Raw genomic sequence first — 21,047 nt, 5'->3', positions numbered from 1 at the left:
ACACTTTTACGCTTGGCCTGCTTTGCCATTCGCGCCTAGTATCTGGCGATCGCCACTCTTTCAGGACAACACCGTGACCACTGACTGGATCTGTAAACACCACTCTGACCTGGGTAAAGAACAGCTGTACGCCATTTTGAAGCTGCGCTGCGAAGTGTTCATCGTTGAACAGGAATGCGCCTATCTGGACATCGACGGACAGGATCTGGAAGGTGACACGCTGCACCTGATGGGCTGGCAAAACGATCAACTGGTGGCGTATGCGCGCTTGCTCGACCCAGAGTCCCATGCCGGGGACGTGGTGATTGGCCGGGTGATTGTTGCACCGCAGGCACGTGGGCATAGCCTGGGCCATGATTTGATGGACCAAGCGCTGCATAACATCAAAGAAAACTGGCCGCAGGAGCCTGTCTTTCTGTCCGCCCAGGCGCACCTGCAATCGCTGTACGCCAAGCACGGTTTTAACGCCGTGGGCGAGCCCTACTTCGAAGACAACATCCCGCATATCGGCATGCGCCTGAACGTAGACGCTCAGGGGTAATTCAATACCTGCTTGATCTGCTCCACATGCCGGGCGACCCAACTTTTATCAATCGGGCCCCAACTGCGGATCACATAGCGCCCAGCGTGATTGCGGGCGCCGTCCTCTTGTTCGAATTCGCACAGGATGTCCAGGTCAGCGAGCGCTGCAAGGGTGTCCTGCGCCGTGCGACGGGGCATGCCGGTCACTTCGGTGAGCGCCGGCACATTACTGGCCCGTTGGGTATCAATCAACCAGGCCACATACAGGCGCCGGTAAAAGCTGCTTTTGGTTTTACTGACGTCCATTGATCACTCCTGTCACACGTTGGATTGCCGACTGCGCGAACCGGTGCGCGGCCGCCGGTCAAGTCAGGGTTTGCCCTGCATGTCACGCCACGTCAGGTACACCCGCAAGTCGAATTCCAGCTGGTGGTAGTCGGGCAGCATGTACTCGCACAGCTTGTAGAACGCTTTGTTGTGGTCCGATTCCTTCAAGTGGGCCAATTCGTGGACCACGATCATCTTCAGGAATGCGGGTGCGGTGTCCTTGAACAAAGAGGCCACGCGCAGCTCTTTCTTGGCCTTGAGCTTGCCGCCCTGCACCCGTGAAATGGTGGTGTGCAAGCCCAGTGCGCGGTGGGTCAGGTCGAGGCGATTATCGAACAGCACCTTGTCGAAGGACGGCGCATTGCGCAGGTGTTCCTGCTTGAGTTCAAGCGCGTACGCGTACAGGGCCTTGTCGCTCTGCACGGCATGTTTACCGGGGTAGCGTTCGTTCAGGTACGCGCCTAACTGATCGCGTTCGATCAATTGCCGCACTTGATCCTGCAAGGTCTGAGGGTATGCCTGGAGGTATTTGAGAACAGTCATGGGGCCCGCGCGACGCGTAAAAGTGCGCCAGTGTAGCGGCGCACCAGCCCTTACTTCCAGTGAACAGGGCTGAGCAGCGCCTGGGTGCTGATCAGCGCGTCATAAAAACGGTACTGCTGACGCCCTGCCCGCTTGGCTTCATACATGGCCGCATCGGCTGCGCGCATCAGGGTTTCAAGGCCGGTGCCGCCGCCGGGGTCAACCGCAATGCCGATGCTGACGCCGAGGCTGACATCCAGCCCCTGGATGAGCTGATGCACTGCGATACGCTCGATCAGTTGCTCTGCGATCTGCGCGGCTTCCTGCGGCTCATCGACGCTCAACAACAGGGTGAATTCATCCCCGCCGATGCGCCCCAGAATATCGCCGGGGCGTGCGCACTGCTCCAGCTGTTCGGAGACCCAGCTCAGGGCGTGGTCCCCGACCTCATGCCCAAGCGAGTCGTTGATGCGCTTGAACCCATCCAGGTCCAGGTACAACAACACGCGCAGTTGCGCATCGACGTCATCGCGCATCAGTAACGCTTCGACGGCCCGTTGAAAGCCGCGCCGGTTCAACAACCCCGTCAGCGAATCGGTGATGGCTTGCAGTTCGAGCTGCTGATGCAGATGGCACACTTCGGACATGTCCAGCACCGTCACCACCATGGCGTGTTGTTGCCCGGAAAGCGGCGCACAGGACAAGGTCACGGGGAGCAACTGGTCGTGGGCCGAACGCAGGATGGCGTCATGCACCCGGTAGGTTTCGCCCCGCTGATAACCGTGATAAATGGCAGATTCATACCAGCGCGGCACGTGGGGCTTTTGCAGAAAATCCAGCAAGGGCACGCCTTCGAGCCCGGCCACCGAAACCTTGAGCAGGCGCGAAATGGCCGGGTTGGCAAAGCGGATGCAGCCGTCTTCGTTGACCACCAAAATCCCTTCGGCCGCGTTTTCCAGCACTGAGGCATTGAACGCTTGGGCAATTTCCAGATCGCGGCTCAGGCGACGCAACGCCCTGGCATTGCTTTGATGCTCCAGCAGCGCCTGCACTTTGGGTTTGAGAATTTGGGAATCAAAAGGCTTGAGCAGGTAGTCCACGGCACCGCATGCGTAGCCCTCCAGGACGGCATCCCGGGATAGCGCGTTGGCGGTCAGGAAAATGATGGGGGTAAAACGCGTGCGCTGGCTGCCGCGCATAAAACGTGCAACTTCAAACCCGTCCATGACGGGCATCTGAACGTCCAGCAACACCAGGTCGACCTCGTGGCGCAGTAACATATCCAGGGCTTCAACACCTGAAGCGGCGGTCAGAATGTGCCAGTCGGGGCGCTGCAACAACGCCTGCATGCTGATCAGATTTTCAGGGTAATCATCCACTACCAAAAGAACTGAACCAGCCTCAGCCGGTTTCTCGGGCACGCATTCCATGCTGCTTCTCTATTTGACTGTCCTGAACTCAGGTGAAAACCGGACAAAAACTGAAACTCAACTCTAAACCCGGGCACTGCAAAGCAGAAGCGACCTTGCGCCACACAATTAGACATAATCGGATCCAACCGACTAACGGTATGCCCGTTTATCGCCACATGTAATGCGGGCTTTACGGTTATAAGGTTTTTTTGACGTCAAATAAAAGTGCCATCATTTAACTGGCCATACCGTTCGTCCTATAAAGACCTCCCGTCAAAGCCTTGGTCCAGACACCACTCCGGTGTGTGTGGCCTGTAAGCGCAGCAGCACAAGGCCCGAAACATGATCGATCTGTCAACCTGGAACCTGAGCGTTCCTGTCGGCTCCACACCGACGACCATCGACACTCCCCGCCTGCTTAAGGGTTTCAAAAATGTGTATTTCCATGCCGATTCCGGCACGCTTTTTTTCTGGGCGCCGGTGACCGCAAGCACCACCGTCAACGCCATTTACCCGCGCAGCGAATTACGTGAAACCCGCGCCGATGGCTCTTTGCGCAATTGGCTATACCCCAGCGCCAACCATTTTTTGAACGCCACGCTGGCCGTCAATCAAGTGCCCTCCTCCGGCAAGGTCGTGATCGGGCAGATCCATGCGTTTCAAAGTCAGCAGCCCCTGCTCAAGCTGGAATACCAATACAAGACCAGCAAACTCAGCGGCAACCTGGTGGCCAAGGTGCGCATACGGCCCAACGACACCACCATCAAGACCGTAACGGTGGCCGAGAATGTGCCTCTGCAAAAGAGCTTCACCTATGTCATCAACCTGACACCCGACGGCACCTTGAACGTCAAGGGCGCCAATAAAGTCTGGAACACGCCCATCAGCGCTACATGGCGCGACAAACCGCTGTACTTCAAGGCCGGGGCGTACGTGCAGGACAACACGGGCAATAGCAAAGAAGGCGGGCAAGTCACGTTCAGCAAGCTGGACATCGACCACAACGCGCCCTGAGTAAAGCGCAGAGCCGCACTGGCGGCTCTGTCTTCAATGCATCACTGGCCGAATGGCACGGGGTGCGGGGTGTGTGCAGAGGACGGCGGCAACTGCGGCAACATAAAGCTCGGCTGATCGCCCGTCAGGGTTTTAAGGAAGGCCACTATCTGCCCCACTTCCTCCTGGCTCAGTTTGCGACCCAATTGCAGACGGGCCATCACATCCACCGCTTCCTCCAGATTCCAGTACGCACCGTCATGGAAGTACGGATAAGTCAGCTCGACGTTGCGCAAGGTGGGCACCTTGAACAGCATGCGGTCGGTGTCTTTTCCCGTCAGCCCGGCGACACCTTCGGATGGGTTCTTGGTGACATAGGGCTCGATCATCCCCATTTTCTGCATCGATGCTCCGCCCACGGCCTCGCCGTTATGGCAAGCAATGCAGCCCGTGTTTTTAAACAGTTCATACCCTTTAACCGCGGCCGGGCTGATGGCGTCTTTTTCACCTTTTAACCACCGGTCAAACGGCGCATTGGGTGTGACCAGCGTCTCCTCGAATGCCGCCAGTGCATCGGTGATGTGGTCGATACTGACCGTGTCATCGCCATACACCGCTTTGAATGAATCGCGATATTGCGGGATCGAGCGCACCACGTCAGAGGCCAGGTTGTGGGTAAACCCCATTTCACCGGGGTTGGCAATCGGCCCGCCCGCCTGTTCCTTGAGGGTCTTGGCGCGCCCGTCCCAAAACTGCACGACGTTCAGGCTCGAGTTAAGCACCGTGGGCGAATTGATCGGCCCTTGATGCCAGTTGTGACCAATGGACGTCGGTAAATTATCGCTACCGCCCATGCTCAAGTTGTGGCACGAGTTGCAGGAAATAAATCCGGACTTGGACAACCTCGGGTCAAACCACAACTGCTTGCCCAGTTCCACCTTCGCCGGGTCAGTTATTTTTGCCGGTTGTATCGGCTGTATCGGTTCATTGATCGGCGCGGCGGCCCACGCCTGCACCCCCAGCATCAAACTGCACAGTGCAACCCACGGTTTAATCACGGTGTTCTCCTTCACGTTATGGTTTTTTAACCACTATGGGTTACGTAACGTGATGGCCAGATGATGCGAGTCAACGGATCCATCCCCGGTCAAAAGTGGGATGTTTCCGTATGTAAGTGAAGGGCACTTCTGAGATGACGATCCCCCGGCAGGCACTGCTTGCGGCCCTGAAAGTCACAGGGCTATCTTCTTGAGTCGCCAAGCGGCCTGGCCCAATTGATGCTCCCAGTGGAATCGACATGAAGAAAAAGCGCGACGATCACCAGCACGATGAAAAAACGCGACGCCTGCTTGATGACCTCAACGCTGCACCCGCCCCGCTGGACGAACTCAAACCGACTCAACCCGCCGAAGTCAGCCCGGCCTCGCCTTTCGCCGTGCGCGGTGACGTGCGGGCGCTGGAAGCCTTGAAGCATATGTCGATCATGCTCAAAAGCACCGAGGAGGTTTCGGACGAGATCACCGAGCGCGCCAGCGGCATAGAGCGAGGGCTGATCTGGTCGATGCTGCATTCCGTCGAGATGACCCGCTCGCTGGTGGACGCACTGCTCAGGGGCAATGGCGTGGACCCTGATTCGTTGTAGGCAGGCAGATCCAGAGCCTTTTAGCCTCAACTCAAAACCAGTTGCGCTGGCGGTGCTGTCAACCTTGAGCAACGATCACCCTCTGCTCACTGACCGTCACTCATTGGGTCTTTTTTTCGGCCGTCAGGGGCAAGGTGAGCCCCTGACCGTCAGGCTCAGAAGTCCCAGCGCGTGGTCACCATAAAGTTGCGTGGCTCGCCATAAATCGCCGAGTTATAGAACCCGATGTTGGTGTAGTAGTACTTGTCGAACACGTTATTGACGTTAAGGGTGGTCGACAGGTTTTCCGTGAATTGATAACGGGTCATCAGGTCGACCAGCCAATAGGGCTTCTGCGAGAAATCCTCGTAGCGGTTTTTCGGGCCGTTGTACATTTCTTGCCAGGCCGTGCTCTGCCAACGGGCACCACCGCCCACGGAGACTTTGCTCAGGTCGCCCTTGAGTTTGTAAATGGTGTAGAAGCTGAGCTGGTCTTCGGGCTCAAACGTCGAGATTTTCTTGCCCGTGTCATCGCGTACCACCTTGTGCGTGTAGCCACCTTGCAAGCTCCAGCCGGGGCTCAGCTCCCCGGATATTTCCAGCTCATAGCCCTTGGTCCTCGCGGCAGTGCCCTTGAAGGCATAGTTGGGTGGCGTGGGCGACAGGTTGTTCCAGGCGTCGTCGGGGATGGGGCGATTGCTTTCCTTGATCTCAAAGTACGCCAGGCTGGCATTCAGGCGGCCGTCGAACATTTCGCTCTTGAGGCCGATTTCATAGTTTTCACCCTGGTCCGGGTCGAGCATCTTGCTGTGGCGATCCAGGTTGTAGAACTCCTGCGGCATGAACACGTCGGTGTAGCTGGCGTACGCCGTGAGGGAGTCGGTCAGGTCATACGTGATGCCCGCATAGGGGATCACGCGGCCAGATTCATGGTAGGTCGTGGTGGTGCCGGTCAGGGTGTAGTCCACCACTCGCGCACCGAGAAACACATTCAGGTCGTCGGTGATAGAGAGCCGGGTGGTCCCGTACATGCCCGTCTGACGCACCGTGTCATCGCTGATTTGTGATGCCCTGCCCCAATCAGGTTTGGCCAGGTGCCCGTTCCAGTTGAAGTAATCGACCAGGTTGGGCGTGGAGAACTTAACGTCCCAGAAACCTTTGCCTTGCCAGTTTGCTTTGCTGATCGAGCCGCCCAGCACCAGTTGGTGTTCACGCCCCATCATGCTGTAAGGGCCACTGATATAGAGGTCAGCCGCATCGCTGGTGGTTTCACCCTTGTAGCGTTGCGCATTGATGGTCGCTGTGCCATCGGCTGCCGGCTGGTTGAACTGGATGGCGCCCAACTGGGCGTCGTAGCCATTGAGCTTGTGATCGAGTTGCAGCTTGCCGACCCAACCACCGCCGAGGTCTTGTTCCAGCGTGGCAAAGACGGTGCGGGTGTATTGCTGCCAACTGCTCCAGTCGGTGGCATTGCTGAATGAACGCTTGGCGTCGTTGATCTCGCCAGCGTAGTTGTACAGCGGAAAACTCCCCGACCAGGTTGACCCCTGAGGCCGGTTGTCCTGATAGTCGGCGCCCACGGTCAGCAATGTGTCAGGCGTGAGGTCGGCTTCGAGGATGCCGTAGAACACCGAACTCTGGTTGGAGTAGCGGTCGATATAGGACTGGCGGTCCTGATAGGCCGCCACTGCGCGGCCACGTACGTTGCCGCTGTCGGTCAACGGTCCGCTGACGTCCGCTTCCGTGCGGTAGTTGTCCCAGGAGCCGGCGCCCGTGGTGATATGGCCATGAAAATCATGGGTGGGCTTCTTGCGCACCAGGTTGATGGTGCCGCCCAGCGAACCGGCGCCGCTCAACAATCCGGAAGCCCCCTTGAGCACCTCGATACGGTCATAGATCGCCATGTCGCTCAGGGTGTTGCCCGCCGAATAGGCAACGTTGCGCACCGCCGAAGGAATGCCGTCGTACTGGAAGTTGTTGATCGAGAAACCGCGCGAGTAGTAATTGGTCCGGTCCGTGTCGTACGCCGAGACGGTAATGCCAGGGGTGTGACGCATCACATCGTCAACGTTGTCGAGCGCGAAATCATCCATATGCTGGCGGGTGATGACGCTGATCGATTGCGGTGTCTCGCGGGGCTTGAGCACCATGCGCGTGGCCGTGGCGATGTAGCCCGGCGTGTAAGAGCCAGTGCCTTCGGTCACTGAACCCAACTGGTTGGTCACCACTTCAGTGGCACCCAGCTCCAGGCCGGACTGAAGGCTGCGCGCGACCAGCACATAGCCCCCGTTCGTCTGACGCTCGGCGTGCAACCCGCTGCTGGCCAGCAAGCGGTCCAACGCCTCTTCAATGCTGTATGACCCTTCAAGCCCGGCCGTGGTGAGCTGACGAGCCTGCTCGGTATCAAACGAAATCGTCACCCCCGCTTGCACGCCAAATTGGGTCAAGGCGCTGCCCAGCGGGCCAGCCGGTATCTGGTAGGTCGTTTGGCTGTGCGCATAACTCAGCGCGGGCATCATCGCCAGCGCAGACAGGCTGGCCAGGGACGCGCCCAGCAGCGACAGGCGCACAGCGCGGGTGATTTTATGGGTGGCAGTGAGGGGGAGCGGGTGCATTGGGTGATCCTTGCGTTGTCATGGCAGTAACTCGCTGCGATCGCGGCTTATGTCATTGACGGATGAGAATCAAAATCAGCAAGGTTCAACAGAAAACCTTTTAAGCGGGCTCGATGCTGGCCCAATAGCGGGTCATGAAACGCACCTTTACCGGCAGGGTTTTACTCAGGTTCTCCAGTACGGTTTCGGTGTCATCGATACGAAAAGCGCCCGATATACGTAGGTCCTGAACCGCTGTCGCACACTGCAACACGCCGGGCCGATAGCGGTTCAGTTCCTCGACAAAGTCCCCCAGCCGCCAGTCGTCCACACGCAGCATGCCGTGGACCCAGGCCGTCGACCCTGCTGCTAAAGGGCTAATGCCCTCGATCGCCTCGGGATCAAACGTCACTTGCTGCCCAGCCTCCACCCGCACAGGCTGACCGGATGACCGACGGGCCGTCACTTCAACAGCGGCCTGCAACACGCCGACACGGGTGCGCCCGGGCAGTTGGCGCACGCTGAATTGCGTGCCCAGTGCCCGCACGCGCCCTTCTCCGGTATCCACAATAAAAGGCCGCAGGGCCGAGTCCTTGGCGGTCTGAACCAGAATTTCCCCACCGTGCAGCTGGATCAGGCGCTGGGTTGAATCGAAGCGGATGTCCAGCGATGTGTGGGCATTCATCTGCACCTGCGAGCCATCGTCCAGGCGCAGCGAACGCCGCTCGCGGCTGCCCGTACGTTGCCCGGCGAGCATCGAACGGTATAGGGCAGCTCTTCAACCGCCAGCCAGGAACAGGCACCTGCGGCCAGCAGCAGACTGAGTATTTTCAAGACCTCCCGGCGCTGCGCCTTGGCTGCACTAAGGCTGGACAAGGCCGTTTGACGGGGCACGCGGGCCCATTGTTGCTGAAGTTTCTCGACACGTGCCCACGCCGCCGCATGCTGAGGGTTGGCGTGCAACCAGGTTTGCCAGGCGCGGGACGTGGCGTCGCAGCATGTGTCGTCATTCAATTGCACGTACCACGTTGCGGCGGCCTCAAGGACCTTGAGGTCCGGAGCACCGCTCATTCGTGCTCCATCAGCAACAGGCAGCGGGTCATGGCCCGAATCAAATGATTTTTCACTGTGGTGACGGATACGCCGTAGCGTTCGGCCGTCGCCACGTAGCTGAGTCCTTCAAGTTGTACCGCGAGGAAAATATCCCGTGTCCGGCTGCCCAGTTCATCGAGCAGCGTATCGATTGAGACCAGCATTTCGATGATCGACAGCCGCGTTTGCGGCGAAACATCGACCGGTTCAGGGCGCAGCGATAAAGCCTGCAAATAGGCCTGCTCGATGGTGCGGCGACGGGATTTATCGATTAACAGCGACCGCGCGATGGCGCTCAGATAACCGCGTGGCTCGCGGATTGGCGTGTCGATCCGGGCAGTCATGACCCGCACAAACGTATCCTGCGCCAGATCGGCGGCATCGGCCGCATTGCCCAACCGAACCCGCAACCAGCCCTTCAGCCAACTGTTGTGGTCGCTGTACAACTGATGAAGTGCTGAGCGATCAAGCGCCGACATGAACATGCCACCCATGCGTAAATGGTAATCGCTCGCATTGTCGTGATGACAAGCTGATTATGCAAGGGTCATTTGATGGCAGGGTGACTTGAGGCAGTGGCCAGAACGCCGCTGATGAAACGCTACGGGTTGGGTAAAACCCGAACAACAGGCAAAAAAAATCCGGCGCCCCTGAGAGACGCCGGATGTTTTTGCTGACTGAGCACGGACCAACCGGCCTTCACTCAACAGCAGGACGCGCAGGTCTTAGTTGACCTTGGCGTTCAGCTCACCTTTGAGGTAACGCTGGTACATGGCTTCCAGAGAGATCGGCTTGATCTTCGAAGCGTTACCGGCGGTGCCGAAGGCTTCGTAACGGGCGATGCAGACATCACGCATGGCCGTTACTGTGGCGCCGAAGAATTTGCGCGGGTCAAACTCGCTCGGGTTGGTGGCCATCAGGCGGCGCATGGCGCCCGTCGATGCCAGACGCAGGTCGGTGTCGATGTTCACCTTGCGCACGCCGTGCTTGATGCCTTCAACGATTTCTTCAACCGGCACGCCGTAGGTTTCTTTGATGTCGCCGCCGTACTCGTTGATGATTTTCAGCCACTCTTGCGGCACCGAGGACGAACCGTGCATCACCAGGTGAGTGTTCGGAATGCGCTTGTGGATTTCTTTGATGCGATCAATCGCCAGCACGTCGCCAGTCGGCGGCTTGGTGAATTTGTACGCGCCGTGGGACGTACCGATGGCAATCGCCAGGGCGTCCACTTGGGTGCGTTTTACAAAGTCAGCGGCTTCTTCAGGATCGGTCAGCATTTGGCTGTGATCCAGCACGCCTTCCGCGCCGATGCCGTCTTCTTCGCCGGCCATACCGGTTTCCAGCGAACCCAGGCAGCCCAGCTCGCCTTCTACCGACACACCACAGGCGTGAGCCAGGGCCACGGTTTGCTGAGTCACGCGCACGTTGTAGTCGTAGTCAGTCGGGGTCTTGCCGTCTTCACCCAGCGAGCCGTCCATCATCACCGAGCTGAAACCCAGCTGGATCGAACGCTGACACACGTCAGGGCTGGTGCCGTGGTCCTGGTGCATGCACACCGGGATATGCGGGAATTCTTCGATCGCGGCCAGGATCAGGTGACGCAGGAACGGAGCACCTGCGTATTTGCGCGCACCGGCCGAAGCCTGAACGATCACCGGGGAGTCAGTCTTGTCAGCGGCTTCCATGATGGCGCGCATCTGCTCAAGGTTGTTGACGTTAAAAGCTGGAACGCCGTAGCCGAATTCGGCGGCGTGGTCCAGCATCTGGCGCATGCTGATAAGTGCCATTGTGCGTGTCTCTCCCGGACGAGGGTCGTTAATCGTGCAAGCCTGCCGGAGCGGCGGCTGCTATTCAAGTTTTTGCAGATCGGGGGTAACCGCTCTGCGCGTCATTAGCATCATCTGTAGTCGCTGCCGCAGTCGGCTCAAAGCCCATCACTGAATCAGCCACGCCTACAGCTCAAAGCGTCACGGGCACCCGCGCTCTTTAGAAGGCGTGGGTGACTCGTATTTCTCCAGTGCCTCAGGCCCTGATCGTTTATTGACCAATGGCACACTCTGCGCCTGCCAGTCAGCCTGGTAACAGCCGCTCTCTTCAGGCGTGGCCGCTTCAGGCGCGGGCTTGTTCGAGCCGGAACACCCGGCCACCAAGCCTGCAATCATCAACAGCGGTAACAACTTGAGCATGTCCATGCTTCCTTTCAGGGCCTGATTCACGTTCAGGCTTTCGCGCGGCTTTCCAGAACGTCCACGGCAGGCAATACCTTGCCTTCAACGAATTCCAGGAACGCACCGCCACCGGTCGAGATGTAAGAGATTTTGTCAGCAACGCCGTACTTGTCGATGGCGGCCAGTGTGTCACCGCCGCCTGCAATCGAGAATGCAGCGCTGTCAGCGATGGCGTGGGCCAACACTTTGGTGCCATTGCCGAACTGGTCAAACTCAAAAACGCCGACCGGACCGTTCCACAGAATAGTCTTGGATGATTTCAGCAGCTCGGCGAAGTGCGCAGCCGTCTGCGGGCCGATGTCCAGAATCATGTCGTCTTCTGCCACGTCAGCAATCAGTTTGACAGTGGCTTCAGCGCTTTCAGCGAATTCCTTGGCCACCACCACGTCGGTCGGCAACGGCACATTGACCTTGGCGGCGATGGCGCGCGCGGTGTCCAGCAGGTCGGGTTCGTACAGCGACTTGCCCACCGGGTGGCCGGCCGCCGCGAGGAACGTGTTGGCAATGCCGCCGCCCACGATCAGCAGGTCGCAAATCTGGCTCAGGCTGTTCAGGACGTCGAGTTTGGTCGACACCTTGGAGCCCGCGACAATCGCAGCCATGGGTTTGGCCGGGGCGCCCAGGGCTTTGCCCAGCGCTTCCAGCTCGGCAGCCAGCAACGGACCTGCCGCTGCAACCTTGGCGAACTTGGCCACGCCGTGGGTCGAACCTTCGGCGCGGTGCGCGGTGCCAAAAGCGTCCATCACAAACACGTCGCACAAGGCCGCGTATTGCTTGGCCAGTTCATCGGCGTTCTTCTTTTCGCCCTTGTTGAAGCGCACGTTCTCGAACAACACGATGTCGCCGGCGTTCACGTCGACGCCATTGAGGTAGTCGCTCACCAGCGGCACTTCACGGCCCAGCGCCTTGCTCAGGTAGTCAGCCACGGGCTTGAGGCTGTTTTCGGCCGAAAATTCGCCTTCAGTCGGACGGCCCAGGTGCGAGCAGACCATGACCGCCGCGCCTTTTTCCAACGCCAGCTTGATGGTCGGCAGCGAAGCAAGGATGCGCGCATCGCTGGTGACAACACCGTCCTTGACTGGGACGTTGAGGTCTTCGCGGATCAGTACGCGCTTACCTTGCAGATCGAGGTCGGTCATCTTCAACACGGTCATGGGTCGCAGTTCCTGAGTTTCTAATGTGAGAGAACGGTTTTTGGGTGAGTTACATGCAGATAGTGCTCTGCCACATCGATCATTCGATTGGCAAAGCCCCATTCGTTGTCGAACCAGGCCAGCAAGTTGACCAACCGGGGGCCGGACACGCGGGTCTGGCTGGCATCGACAATCGCCGAATGCGGGTCATGGTTGAAGTCACAGCTGGCATGGGGCAATTCGGTATACGCCAACAAGCCTTTGAGCGGGCCGCTGGTCGCGGCCTCGCGCAACATCCGGTTCACTTCCACCGCGGTGGTGTCGCGCGCGGTGACCAACGTGATATCCAGGCACGACACATTCAAGGTCGGAACCCGTACGGCTTTGGCTTGAATTCGGCCCGCAAGTTCCGGCAGCAAACGTTCAATGCCTTTGGCCAGACCGGTGGACACCGGAATCACTGACTGAAACGCCGAGCGAGTACGACGAAGGTCTTCGTCATGGTAAGCATCAATCACCGGCTGATCGTTCATCGCCGAGTGAATGGTGGTGATCGATACGTACTCCAGACCAAACGCCTGATCCAGCAGACGCAACAGCGGCACGCCGCAGTTGGTGGTGCATGACGCGTTGGAAATCAGGCGCTCGGTGCCGGTCAGGCTGTGCTGGTTCACGCCGTACACGATGGTGGCGTCGGCATCGGCCTCGCTGGCCATCGGTTGCGAAAACAATACAGCGGGGGCCCCGGCGTCGAGAAAACGCTGGCCGTCCGTACGGGTGTTGTAGGCACCGGAGCATTCCAGAACCAGATCAACGCCCAGCGCGGCCCAGTCAATTCCTTCAGGGGTGGCACTGCGGAACACTTTCACGCAGTCGCCATTGATATGCAGGCAGTCGCCTTCGATCCGTATCTCGCCGGGAAACCGGCCATGCGTGGAGTCGAAGCGCGTCAAATATTCGAGGCTGGCCATATCGGCCAGGTCATTGAGGGCAACAATTTCAAACCCGGCAGCCGCTCCCCGCTCACACAACGCACGCAAGACGCAACGACCAATGCGGCCGTAGCCGTTGAGTGCAACTTTGTAAGGACGCGGTTGAGGCATGGGGTTCTCTTATTCTTCAAAACCTGCAGTCGCTGCCCAAAGCTGCGATCAGGCCCGCAGGCCTTCAGCAAAGGGTTGCACAGCGCCCCTTCACAACCGTGGGCAACGACGACGGGAAGCGCGGCAGCCAAAGGGCCGCCGCGTCGGGCGTTTAGTCTTCGAGCAGTTCTTCAGCCTGACCCAGGATGTTTTCCAGGGTGAAACCAAACTCTTCGAACAAGGCAGGCGCAGGCGCCGACTCGCCGTAGGTGGTCATGCCGATGACGCGACCTTCCAGGCCAACGTACTTGTACCAGTAGTCTGCGTGGGACGCTTCGATGGCAATACGCGCGCTGACCTGCAACGGCAGAACCGATTGCTTGTAGCCTGCGTCCTGCGCTTCATACACGCTGGTGCACGGCATCGACACAACACGTACCTTACGGCCCTGCTCGGTCAGTTTGTCGTAAGCCTGAACCGCCAGACCGACTTCCGAACCGGCCGAGATCAGGATCAGCTCAGGCTCGCCTGCGCAATCTTTGAGCACGTAGCCACCGCGGTTGATGTCGGCAATTTGCGCGGCATCACGGGTTTGGTGGTTGAGGTTCTGACGCGAGAAGATCAGCGCCGACGGACCGTCTTTACGCTCCAGTGCGAACTTCCAGGCCACTGCGGATTCCACCGCGTCCGCCGGGCGCCAGGTGTCCAGGTTCGGCGTGGTGCGCAGGCTGGTCAGTTGCTCGATGGGCTGGTGGGTCGGGCCGTCTTCGCCCAGACCGATGGAGTCGTGGGTGAACACATAAATCACGCGCTGCTTCATCAAGGCCGACATGCGAATGGCGTTGCGGGCGTATTCCATGAACATCAGGAAAGTCGCGCCGTAAGGCACCAGACCGCCGTGCAGGGCGATGCCGTTCATGATCGCGCTCATGCCGAACTCACGTACACCGTAGTACACGTAGTTACCGCTGGCGTCTTCAGCCGTAACGCCTTTGCAGCCTTTCCACAGGGTCAGGTTAGAACCGGCCAGGTCGGCCGAACCGCCCAACAGTTCTGGCAGCATCGGGCCATAGGCATTCAGTGCGTTCTGGCTGGCTTTACGGCTGGCGATCGTTTCGCCTTTGGCCGCGACCTCAGCAATGTATTCGTTCGCACGGCGATCAAAATCGAGGGGCAAGTCACCGTTCATACGGCTGCCAAACTCATTGGCCAGCGCCGGGAACTCGGCCGCATAGGCAGCAAAACGCTTGTCCCATTCGGATTCAGCTTCAGCACCGGCTTGCTTGGCGTCCCACTCGGCGTAGATATCAGCCGGGATTTCAAACGGGCCGTGGTTCCAGTTCAGCGCTTGGCGGGTCAGGGCGATTTCGTCGTTACCCAGCGGAGCACCGTGGCAATCTTCTTTACCCTGCTTGTTCGGCGAACCGAAACCGATGGTGGTCTTGCAGCAGATCAGTGTTGGCTGATCGCTTTTGCGAGCGGTTTCAATGGCGGTCTTGATCTCTTCCGGATCGTGACCGTCAACGTTACGGATCACTTGCCAGTTGTAGGCCTCGAAACGCTTTGGCGTGTCATCGGTGAACCAGCCTTCGACTTCGCCGTCGATGGAAATGCCGTTGTCGTCATAGAACGCGATCAGCTTGTTCAGGCCCAACGTACCGGCCAGCGAGCCGACTTCGTGGGAGATGCCTTCCATCATGCAGCCATCACCCATAAACACGTAGGTGTGGTGATCAACGATGGTATGGCCTGGGCGGTTGAACTGCGCGGCCATGACTTTTTCAGCCAGTGCAAAACCTACGGCGTTGGCAAAACCCTGACCCAAAGGACCGGTGGTGGTCTCAACGCCCGGGGTATAGCCCAGCTCCGGGTGGCCCGGGGTACGGCTGTGCAACTGGCGGAAGTTTTTCAGGTCGTCGATCGACAGGTCGTAGCCGGTCAGGTGCAGCAACGAGTAGATCAGCATCGAACCATGGCCGTTGGACAGCACGAAGCGGTCACGGTCAGCGAACGACGGGTTGCTCGGGTTGTGCTTCAGATAATCGCGCCACAGTACTTCGGCGATATCCGCCATGCCCATCGGGGCACCCGGGTGGCCGCTGTTGGCTTTTTGCACGGCATCCATGCTGAGTGCACGAATGGCGTTGGCACGCTCACGACGGCTGGGCATCGCTGTTCTCCTGGGAATGGGTAAATAAAAACGAATCGGAAAAAGGCGAGCATTTTCCCTCAGGCAGCGCCCTCGGGCAATGACAGATAGTCACTTGAATCATTTTTCCTGTGCTTAACCGTTCAATCTGTTGAGGATTGGACCGCTGCGCTCGTCATTACACTTAAGCCGTCCGACCAACGTGCCAGTTATCGACCAATATCAAAATGTTTTGATATTGGCCTTGCGACGACAGAACGGGGTAACTAGACTGCGACCCCATGAACTTACGCGTGCCTTCAATTCGCCATGACGATTGCGATGAGCTCTCCGCCTTGTGCAAGGCTGGAGGCGACCCGCTGCGACTGAATGTGCTGCGCGCGTTGGCCAACGATTCATTTGGTGTGCTGGAACTGACCCAGATTTTCGCGACCGGCCAATCTGGCATGAGCCATCACCTCAAGGTGCTGTCCCAGGCCGGGCTGGTGGCTACACGGCGTGAAGGCAACGCGATCTTTTATCGCCGCGCCCTGCCCCACACCGAACAATTGGGCGGCACGTTGCACGCCGCGTTACTGGGTGAGGTCGACAACCTGACCCTGCCCGCCGACGTACAGGCACGCATCAGCGCCGTACACGGGCAACGCGCTGCCGCGAGCCAAGACTTTTTCTCGCGCATTGCCGAGAAATTTCGCGCCCAGCAAGACCTGATTGCAGGCTTGCCGCAGTACCGGGACAGCGTATTGGCATTGCTCGACAAACTGAGCTTCACTGCGCCCGCCACTGCGTTGGAGGTCGGCCCCGGCGATGGCAGCTTCTTGCCTGATCTGGCCCGACGCTTTGACCAGGTCACGGCACTGGACAACAGCCCGGCGATGCTTGAACTGGCGCGTCAGGTGTGTGAGCGCGAATCACTGAACAACGTCAGCCTGATCCTGGCCGACGCGCTCAACGGTTCGCAGATTCAAGTCGATTGCGTGGTGGTGAACATGGTCCTGCACCATTTCGCCGCACCGGCCGAAGCAGTGAAGCAACTGGCCACCTTGCTGCAACCTGGCGGTAGCCTGCTGGTAACAGAGTTGTGCAGCCATAATCAGGCGTGGGCCCGCGAGGCGTGCGGCGATTTGTGGCTAGGTTTTGAACAAGATGATCTGGCCCGTTGGGCCACCGCTGCGGGACTCGTTCCCGGGGAAAGCCTCTATGTAGGCTTACGTAATGGTTTCCAGATTCAGGTCCGCCACTTTCAGCGACCTTCTGGCGACACTCACCATCGGTAAATATTAGGAAACCGTCGAGATGAGCGAATACTCCATTTTCACCTCCGAGTCCGTGTCTGAAGGGCATCCGGACAAAATCGCCGACCAGATTTCTGACGCGGTGCTGGACGCCATCATTGCTGAAGACAAGTTCGCCCGTGTGGCGTGCGAGACTCTGGTGAAAACCGGCGTAGCGATCATCGCCGGCGAAGTGACCACGTCGGCCTGGGTTGACCTGGAGCAGATCGTTCGTGACGTGATCACCGACATCGGCTACACCAGCTCTGACGTCGGCTTCGACGGCGCTACCTGCGGCGTGATGAACATCATCGGCAAGCAGTCCCCTGACATCAACCAGGGTGTTGACCGCGCCAAGCCTGAAGATCAGGGCGCCGGCGACCAGGGCCTGATGTTCGGCTACGCCAGCAACGAAACTGACGTGCTGATGCCAGCGCCGATCACCTTCTCGCACCAGCTGGTTCAGCGCCAGGCCGAAGCCCGTAAATCCGGCCTGCTGCCTTGGCTGCGTCCGGACGCAAAATCCCAGGTCACGTGCCGTTACGACAATGGCAAGGTGGTGGGCATCGACGCAATCGTGCTGTCGACCCAGCACAACCCGGACGTCAGCGCTGCCGACCTGCGCGACGGCGTGATGGAGCTGATCGTCAAGCACGTACTGCCTGCCGAACTGCTGCACAAAGACACCCAGTTCCACATCAACCCGACTGGCCAGTTCATCATTGGCGGCCCGGTGGGTGACTGCGGCCTGACCGGTCGCAAGATCATCGTTGACACCTACGGCGGCATGGCCCGTCACGGCGGTGGCGCATTCTCGGGTAAAGATCCTTCCAAGGTTGACCGTTCGGCGGCTTACGCGGGTCGTTATGTGGCCAAGAACATCGTGGCTGCCGGTCTGGCCGAGCGTTGCGAGATTCAGGTTTCCTACGCAATCGGCGTCGCTCAACCGACTTCGATCTCGTTGAACACCTTCGGCACTGGCAAAATCTCTGACGAAAAAATCATCAAGTTGGTGCGTGACGTGTTCGACCTGCGTCCTTATGCCATCACCAAGATGCTCGACCTGCTGCACCCGATGTACCAGGAAACCGCCGCTTACGGCCACTTCGGCCGCACGCCGCAGACCAAAACGGTCGGCGACGACACCTTCACCACGTTCACGTGGGAGCGCACTGACCGCGCTGAAGAGCTGCGCGCTGCCGCTGGCGTGTAACCGCGCCCCGCTGCACCCAAAAGCCCCGGACAGGCAACTGTCCGGGGCTTTTTTGGTGCTGCGCCCGGTGAACGTGTTGCCCGCGAAACATGCGGTAAAGCTGCGGCACGGTCCGACTGAGAACCTGCACTAGCCTTAAGCATTCTTACCGGGCAAGGACGCTCATGATGCTGGTCACACTTCGTCTTCTAAGCGGGCTTGCGCTCGCGTTTCTCACGACCTCTGCAGGCGCCGCCGCCTGCCCCGACGGGTCACCGGCCCAGGCCAACCTGTCCATCAGCCGTCTCGAACAACAAGTGCAGATCTGGGATGACAGCTACCATCGCCTAGGCGTTTCCCTCGTGACGGATGCTCAATACGATCAAGCACGAGCGCGCCTGGAACAGTGGCAACGTTGCGTCGGCGCAACGCCTGCGAGTGACCCGCTGCACACAGCACGGGGCAAGGTGGCGCACCCCGTGCCCCACACCGGTCTGAGCAAACTGCCCGACGACCAGGCCGTTAAACGCTGGCTGGCCAACCGCCGGGGGATTTGGGTGCAACCCAAGGTCGACGGCGTGGCCGTGACGCTGACCTATCGTGAAGGCCAACTGCAACACGTGATCAGCCGGGGGGACGGAGAGAAAGGTCAGGACTGGACCGCCTCGGCCCTTACCCTCAATGCCATTCCCCGCACCTTGGCGCACCCTGTCACGCTGGTGCTGCACGGCGAACTCTACTGGCGCTTGCCCGGCCATGTCCAAGCCACCTCTGGCAGCCTGAATGCGCGCAGCCTGGTTGCAGGCCTGATGGCACGCCACACCCTCGCCCCTGAGCATGCCGAGCGTATTGGCCTGTTTGTCTGGGACTGGCCCGACGGCCCGGCCACGCTGATCGAGCGTTTGCAGCACCTGACCCGCCTGGGGTTTGTCGACAGCCAGACCTACAGCCAGCCGGTCGAACACTTCGAACAGGCGCGAGATTGGCGCCAGCGCTGGCACACCACGGCGTTGCCGTTTGCCACCGATGGCGTTGTGTTACGCCAGAGCGAACGCCCCGACGCCAAGCGCTGGCAGGCAACCCCCCCGAACTGGGCCGTCGCCTGGAAATACCCCCACGCCCAAGCCATCTCCGAAGTGCGCAGCGTGACGTTCAATATCGGCCGCACCGGGCGCATCACGCCGATGCTGACGCTGGCCCCCGTGACACTCGACGACCGGCGCATCCAGCGCATCAGCGTCGGCTCACTGCAACGCTGGCAAACCCTGGATATTCGCCCCGCAGACCACGTGGCTATCAGCCTCGCAGGCATGACCATTCCACGCCTGGACAGCGTGGTGCTGCGCGCACCCGAGCGCCTTGAAGTCAACGCCCCCAACCCCCAAAACTTCCACAGCCTGAGCTGCTGGCAGCCGACGCCGGGCTGCGAAAGCCAATTTTTGGCGCGACTGAACAGGTTGAGCAGCAAGCAGGGTCTGGCCCTACCGTTTGTCGGGCCCGGAACGTGGAAAAAGTTGATCCAGAGCGGACAAATCAACAGCCTGACCGATTGGTTGACCCTGGATGCTTCCCGGCTTGTTAAGATTGCGGGCTTCGGCGAGCGCAGCAGTGAACGTTTATTGACCAGTTTTCAGCGCGCCCGGCAACAACCGTTCGAGCGCTGGGTCAAAGCAATCGGGTTGCCACCCACGGGGGACGCGGCGTTGGGCCACTCGTGGCAGGCGCTGGTTGCGCGTGATACCGACGCCTGGCGGGCAGAGCCGGGCATTGGCCCACGCCGTGCCGAACAATTGAGTGCGTTCCTGCAAGACCCGAACGTACGGGCAATAAGCGAAACATTACGGGCTGCTGCAGTGCCGGGCTTCGACTAGCCTGCTTCAGACTTATTCAACACCCATGCTGCGTTTCGCATTTTTGAACTGTGTGTATTGTCACTTTTTGTTATGGAGCTATTCATGAAATTTCTTTCACCGCTCGCCCTGTTTACTGTTTGCGGCCTGATGGCTGCCCCGCTGATGGCTGCGGATCAAGCGCCTGAGTTGACGGGATGTGCCGCCAAGATAAAAAACATTGAAACTCAGCTGGAATACGCCCGCGCTCACAACAACAGCGGGCAGATTGCCGGTCTTGAAACAGCCCTGGAAAAAGTCAAAAAGTATTGCACCGATTCAAGCTTGAAGAAGGAGCGCGAAAGCAAGGTGCTCGATGCCAAGCATGAAGTCAGCCGGCGTCAGGCCGATCTGGACAAAGCCATGAAGAAAGGCGACCCGGAAAAAATCAACAAGCGCAAAGACAAGCTGGCTGAGTCGCGCAAAGAATTGCAAGAAGCGCTGGATCAACTGGACCAGTAAGCCTCACGCCAGCCTCGCACGGCCCTTTCACGCAATGAGAGGGCCGGGCAAGCTGGGAATGTGAAGGCGTGATCAGTGGTTGCGAAATTCCTTGTGACACGCGCTGCACGTGTCTTCGACTTTCTGCACCGCAGGCGCGAGGTTGCTGGCCTTGTACGGTTGAACCTGACTGGCAATGACCAACTCCCCCGTGGCCGCTTCCAGTTGACGGGCCAGGTCTTGAAAACGTGCCTGTTTTTGCCACACATCATCGGTCGCGCTGGTCTGGTCGGACTCTTTCACCTGCGGGAAATGCTTCCACGGCTCATGGGCCAATGCATCCAGCTTGATCGCGCCCTCGGTAAAACGCGGGCCATCAAACGGAATTCGCCCACGCAACATGCCGCCCAGGTCTTCGCTGGTCTTGAGCATTTGTTTGAAAATCGCTTTGCGCTGGCCCAGCGGCGAATTGGGATCAACCCCACCACACGCCGACAGCGTCAGGCAGGCCAGCAGTACAACAGTCAATCGTTTCAGAGTCATGGTCGCTTCACATCACGAAAATCGGTCGCC

The 21,047-nt window shown here is 59.2% G+C and carries 18 protein-coding genes and 2 pseudogenes; 7 read left to right on the top strand and 13 right to left on the bottom strand.

The window, feature by feature from the left end; translation table 11 throughout:
* The first annotated feature begins 73 nt into the window (after positions 1–73).
* Positions 74–541, top strand: coding sequence for a GNAT family N-acetyltransferase (locus TU74_RS05110; protein ID WP_047279384.1), 468 nt, complete (start codon positions 74–76; stop codon positions 539–541).
* Here the strand turns inward: TU74_RS05110 and TU74_RS05105 are convergent.
* From TU74_RS05105 to TU74_RS05095, 3 genes and pseudogenes are all read right to left on the bottom strand, one after another.
* Positions 532–828: a winged helix-turn-helix domain-containing protein gene (locus TU74_RS05105; RefSeq protein ID WP_047279385.1), complete on the bottom strand. Its 297-nt coding sequence runs from the start codon at positions 826–828 to the stop codon at positions 532–534. The two genes, TU74_RS05110 and TU74_RS05105, sit on opposite strands and share 10 nt — an antisense overlap.
* Positions 829–891: 63 nt before the next feature.
* Positions 892–1,392, bottom strand: coding sequence for a M48 metallopeptidase family protein (locus TU74_RS05100; protein WP_048375404.1), 501 nt, complete (start codon positions 1,390–1,392; stop codon positions 892–894).
* A 98-nt stretch (positions 1,393–1,490) separates the two neighbouring features.
* A pseudogene (locus tag TU74_RS05095) lies at positions 1,491–2,801 on the bottom strand (diguanylate cyclase domain-containing protein); the annotation flags it as partial.
* 324 nt (positions 2,802–3,125) lie between these two features.
* Between TU74_RS05095 and TU74_RS05090 the strand changes: the two are divergent.
* A complete protein-coding gene (locus tag TU74_RS05090; protein WP_048375402.1) occupies positions 3,126–3,797 on the top strand; it encodes a polysaccharide lyase family 7 protein in 672 nt (223 codons plus the stop codon).
* 41 nt (positions 3,798–3,838) lie between these two features.
* On the opposite strand, the gene TU74_RS05085 is transcribed toward TU74_RS05090, so the two are convergent.
* Entirely contained in the window at positions 3,839–4,834 is a 996-nt protein-coding gene (locus TU74_RS05085) for a cytochrome-c peroxidase (protein WP_277620519.1), read from the bottom strand.
* A gap of 239 nt (positions 4,835–5,073) precedes the next feature.
* On the opposite strand from TU74_RS05085, the gene TU74_RS05080 reads away from it, so the two are divergent.
* The gene (locus TU74_RS05080) at positions 5,074–5,418 is read left to right on the top strand and encodes a hypothetical protein (protein ID WP_047296004.1); all 345 of its coding nucleotides are present in this window, start codon (positions 5,074–5,076) and stop codon (positions 5,416–5,418) included.
* Positions 5,419–5,573: 155 nt separating this feature from the next.
* Here TU74_RS05080 and TU74_RS05075 read toward each other — a convergent pair whose 3' ends face one another.
* The 8 genes and pseudogenes from TU74_RS05075 to tkt form a co-directional block, all read right to left on the bottom strand.
* The gene (locus TU74_RS05075; protein WP_048375399.1) at positions 5,574–8,012 is read right to left on the bottom strand and encodes a TonB-dependent siderophore receptor; all 2,439 of its coding nucleotides are present in this window, start codon (positions 8,010–8,012) and stop codon (positions 5,574–5,576) included.
* Between the two features lie 100 nt (positions 8,013–8,112).
* Positions 8,113–9,062 (bottom strand): annotated as a pseudogene (locus tag TU74_RS05070) (FecR domain-containing protein).
* Positions 9,059–9,562 carry a sigma-70 family RNA polymerase sigma factor gene (locus TU74_RS05065; RefSeq protein ID WP_048375504.1) on the bottom strand — a complete coding sequence of 168 codons (504 nt, stop codon included), beginning with the start codon at positions 9,560–9,562 and terminating at the stop codon, positions 9,059–9,061. The pseudogene TU74_RS05070 and the gene TU74_RS05065 overlap by 4 nt, the downstream one beginning before the upstream one ends.
* Before the next feature lie 246 nt (positions 9,563–9,808).
* Entirely contained in the window at positions 9,809–10,873 is a 1,065-nt protein-coding gene (fba, locus tag TU74_RS05060) for a class II fructose-bisphosphate aldolase (RefSeq protein WP_047278209.1), read from the bottom strand.
* A 180-nt stretch (positions 10,874–11,053) separates the two neighbouring features.
* Complete coding sequence (locus TU74_RS05055; protein ID WP_048375396.1) at positions 11,054–11,272, bottom strand: hypothetical protein; 219 nt, start codon at positions 11,270–11,272, stop codon at positions 11,054–11,056.
* A 32-nt stretch (positions 11,273–11,304) separates the two neighbouring features.
* Positions 11,305–12,468 carry a phosphoglycerate kinase gene (locus TU74_RS05050; protein ID WP_047278213.1) on the bottom strand — a complete coding sequence of 388 codons (1,164 nt, stop codon included), beginning with the start codon at positions 12,466–12,468 and terminating at the stop codon, positions 11,305–11,307.
* A 20-nt stretch (positions 12,469–12,488) separates the two neighbouring features.
* Complete coding sequence (gene epd, locus TU74_RS05045) at positions 12,489–13,550, bottom strand: erythrose-4-phosphate dehydrogenase (RefSeq protein WP_047278215.1); 1,062 nt, start codon at positions 13,548–13,550, stop codon at positions 12,489–12,491.
* A 151-nt stretch (positions 13,551–13,701) separates the two neighbouring features.
* On the bottom strand, positions 13,702–15,699 hold the full coding sequence (gene tkt, locus TU74_RS05040) for a transketolase (RefSeq protein WP_047296015.1): 1,998 nt from the start codon (positions 15,697–15,699) through the stop codon (positions 13,702–13,704).
* Positions 15,700–15,959: 260 nt separating this feature from the next.
* Between tkt and TU74_RS05035 the strand changes: the two genes are divergently transcribed.
* The 4 genes from TU74_RS05035 to TU74_RS05020 all read left to right on the top strand — a co-directional run bounded on the left by TU74_RS05035 (position 15,960) and on the right by TU74_RS05020 (position 20,495).
* Positions 15,960–16,955 (top strand): ArsR/SmtB family transcription factor, encoded by a 996-nt coding sequence (locus TU74_RS05035; protein WP_047279390.1) that lies wholly within the window; start codon positions 15,960–15,962, stop codon positions 16,953–16,955.
* Between the two features lie 19 nt (positions 16,956–16,974).
* Positions 16,975–18,165, top strand: a complete 1,191-nt coding sequence (gene metK / locus TU74_RS05030) for a methionine adenosyltransferase (RefSeq protein WP_047296017.1) — start codon at positions 16,975–16,977, stop codon at positions 18,163–18,165.
* A 167-nt stretch (positions 18,166–18,332) separates the two neighbouring features.
* The gene (gene ligB / locus TU74_RS05025) at positions 18,333–20,015 is read left to right on the top strand and encodes an NAD-dependent DNA ligase LigB (protein WP_048375394.1); all 1,683 of its coding nucleotides are present in this window, start codon (positions 18,333–18,335) and stop codon (positions 20,013–20,015) included.
* Positions 20,016–20,099: 84 nt separating this feature from the next.
* Positions 20,100–20,495, top strand: coding sequence for a DUF1090 domain-containing protein (locus TU74_RS05020; RefSeq protein WP_047296021.1), 396 nt, complete (start codon positions 20,100–20,102; stop codon positions 20,493–20,495).
* 72 nt (positions 20,496–20,567) lie between these two features.
* Here the strand turns inward: TU74_RS05020 and TU74_RS05015 are convergent, their stop codons facing one another.
* Positions 20,568–21,017, bottom strand: coding sequence for a c-type cytochrome (locus TU74_RS05015; protein ID WP_047283220.1), 450 nt, complete (start codon positions 21,015–21,017; stop codon positions 20,568–20,570).
* Positions 21,018–21,047 lie beyond the last annotated feature (30 nt).

Source organism: Pseudomonas lundensis, assembly GCF_001042985.1.
Lineage (GTDB): Bacteria > Pseudomonadota > Gammaproteobacteria > Pseudomonadales > Pseudomonadaceae > Aquipseudomonas > Aquipseudomonas lundensis.
This window is presented reverse-complemented; position numbering and strand designations above follow the sequence as displayed.

What these genes read in the sequence shown, in the direction of transcription:
- TU74_RS05105 (WP_047279385.1), bottom strand. Translation starts at nt 828, where the DNA reads ATGGACGTCAGTAAAACCAAAAGCAGCTTTTACCGGCGCCTGTATGTG.
- TU74_RS05100 (WP_048375404.1), bottom strand. Translation starts at nt 1,392, where the DNA reads ATGACTGTTCTCAAATACCTCCAGGCATACCCTCAGACCTTGCAGGAT.
- TU74_RS05090 (WP_048375402.1), top strand. Translation starts at nt 3,126, where the DNA reads ATGATCGATCTGTCAACCTGGAACCTGAGCGTTCCTGTCGGCTCCACA.
- TU74_RS05080 (WP_047296004.1), top strand. Translation starts at nt 5,074, where the DNA reads ATGAAGAAAAAGCGCGACGATCACCAGCACGATGAAAAAACGCGACGC.
- TU74_RS05075 (WP_048375399.1), bottom strand. Translation starts at nt 8,012, where the DNA reads ATGCACCCGCTCCCCCTCACTGCCACCCATAAAATCACCCGCGCTGTG.
- TU74_RS05065 (WP_048375504.1), bottom strand. Translation starts at nt 9,562, where the DNA reads ATGTCGGCGCTTGATCGCTCAGCACTTCATCAGTTGTACAGCGACCAC.
- fba (WP_047278209.1), bottom strand. Translation starts at nt 10,873, where the DNA reads ATGGCACTTATCAGCATGCGCCAGATGCTGGACCACGCCGCCGAATTC.
- TU74_RS05055 (WP_048375396.1), bottom strand. Translation starts at nt 11,272, where the DNA reads ATGCTCAAGTTGTTACCGCTGTTGATGATTGCAGGCTTGGTGGCCGGG.
- TU74_RS05050 (WP_047278213.1), bottom strand. Translation starts at nt 12,468, where the DNA reads ATGACCGTGTTGAAGATGACCGACCTCGATCTGCAAGGTAAGCGCGTA.
- epd (WP_047278215.1), bottom strand. Translation starts at nt 13,550, where the DNA reads ATGCCTCAACCGCGTCCTTACAAAGTTGCACTCAACGGCTACGGCCGC.
- tkt (WP_047296015.1), bottom strand. Translation starts at nt 15,699, where the DNA reads ATGCCCAGCCGTCGTGAGCGTGCCAACGCCATTCGTGCACTCAGCATG.
- TU74_RS05035 (WP_047279390.1), top strand. Translation starts at nt 15,960, where the DNA reads ATGAACTTACGCGTGCCTTCAATTCGCCATGACGATTGCGATGAGCTC.
- metK (WP_047296017.1), top strand. Translation starts at nt 16,975, where the DNA reads ATGAGCGAATACTCCATTTTCACCTCCGAGTCCGTGTCTGAAGGGCAT.
- ligB (WP_048375394.1), top strand. Translation starts at nt 18,333, where the DNA reads ATGCTGGTCACACTTCGTCTTCTAAGCGGGCTTGCGCTCGCGTTTCTC.
- TU74_RS05020 (WP_047296021.1), top strand. Translation starts at nt 20,100, where the DNA reads ATGAAATTTCTTTCACCGCTCGCCCTGTTTACTGTTTGCGGCCTGATG.
- TU74_RS05015 (WP_047283220.1), bottom strand. Translation starts at nt 21,017, where the DNA reads ATGACTCTGAAACGATTGACTGTTGTACTGCTGGCCTGCCTGACGCTG.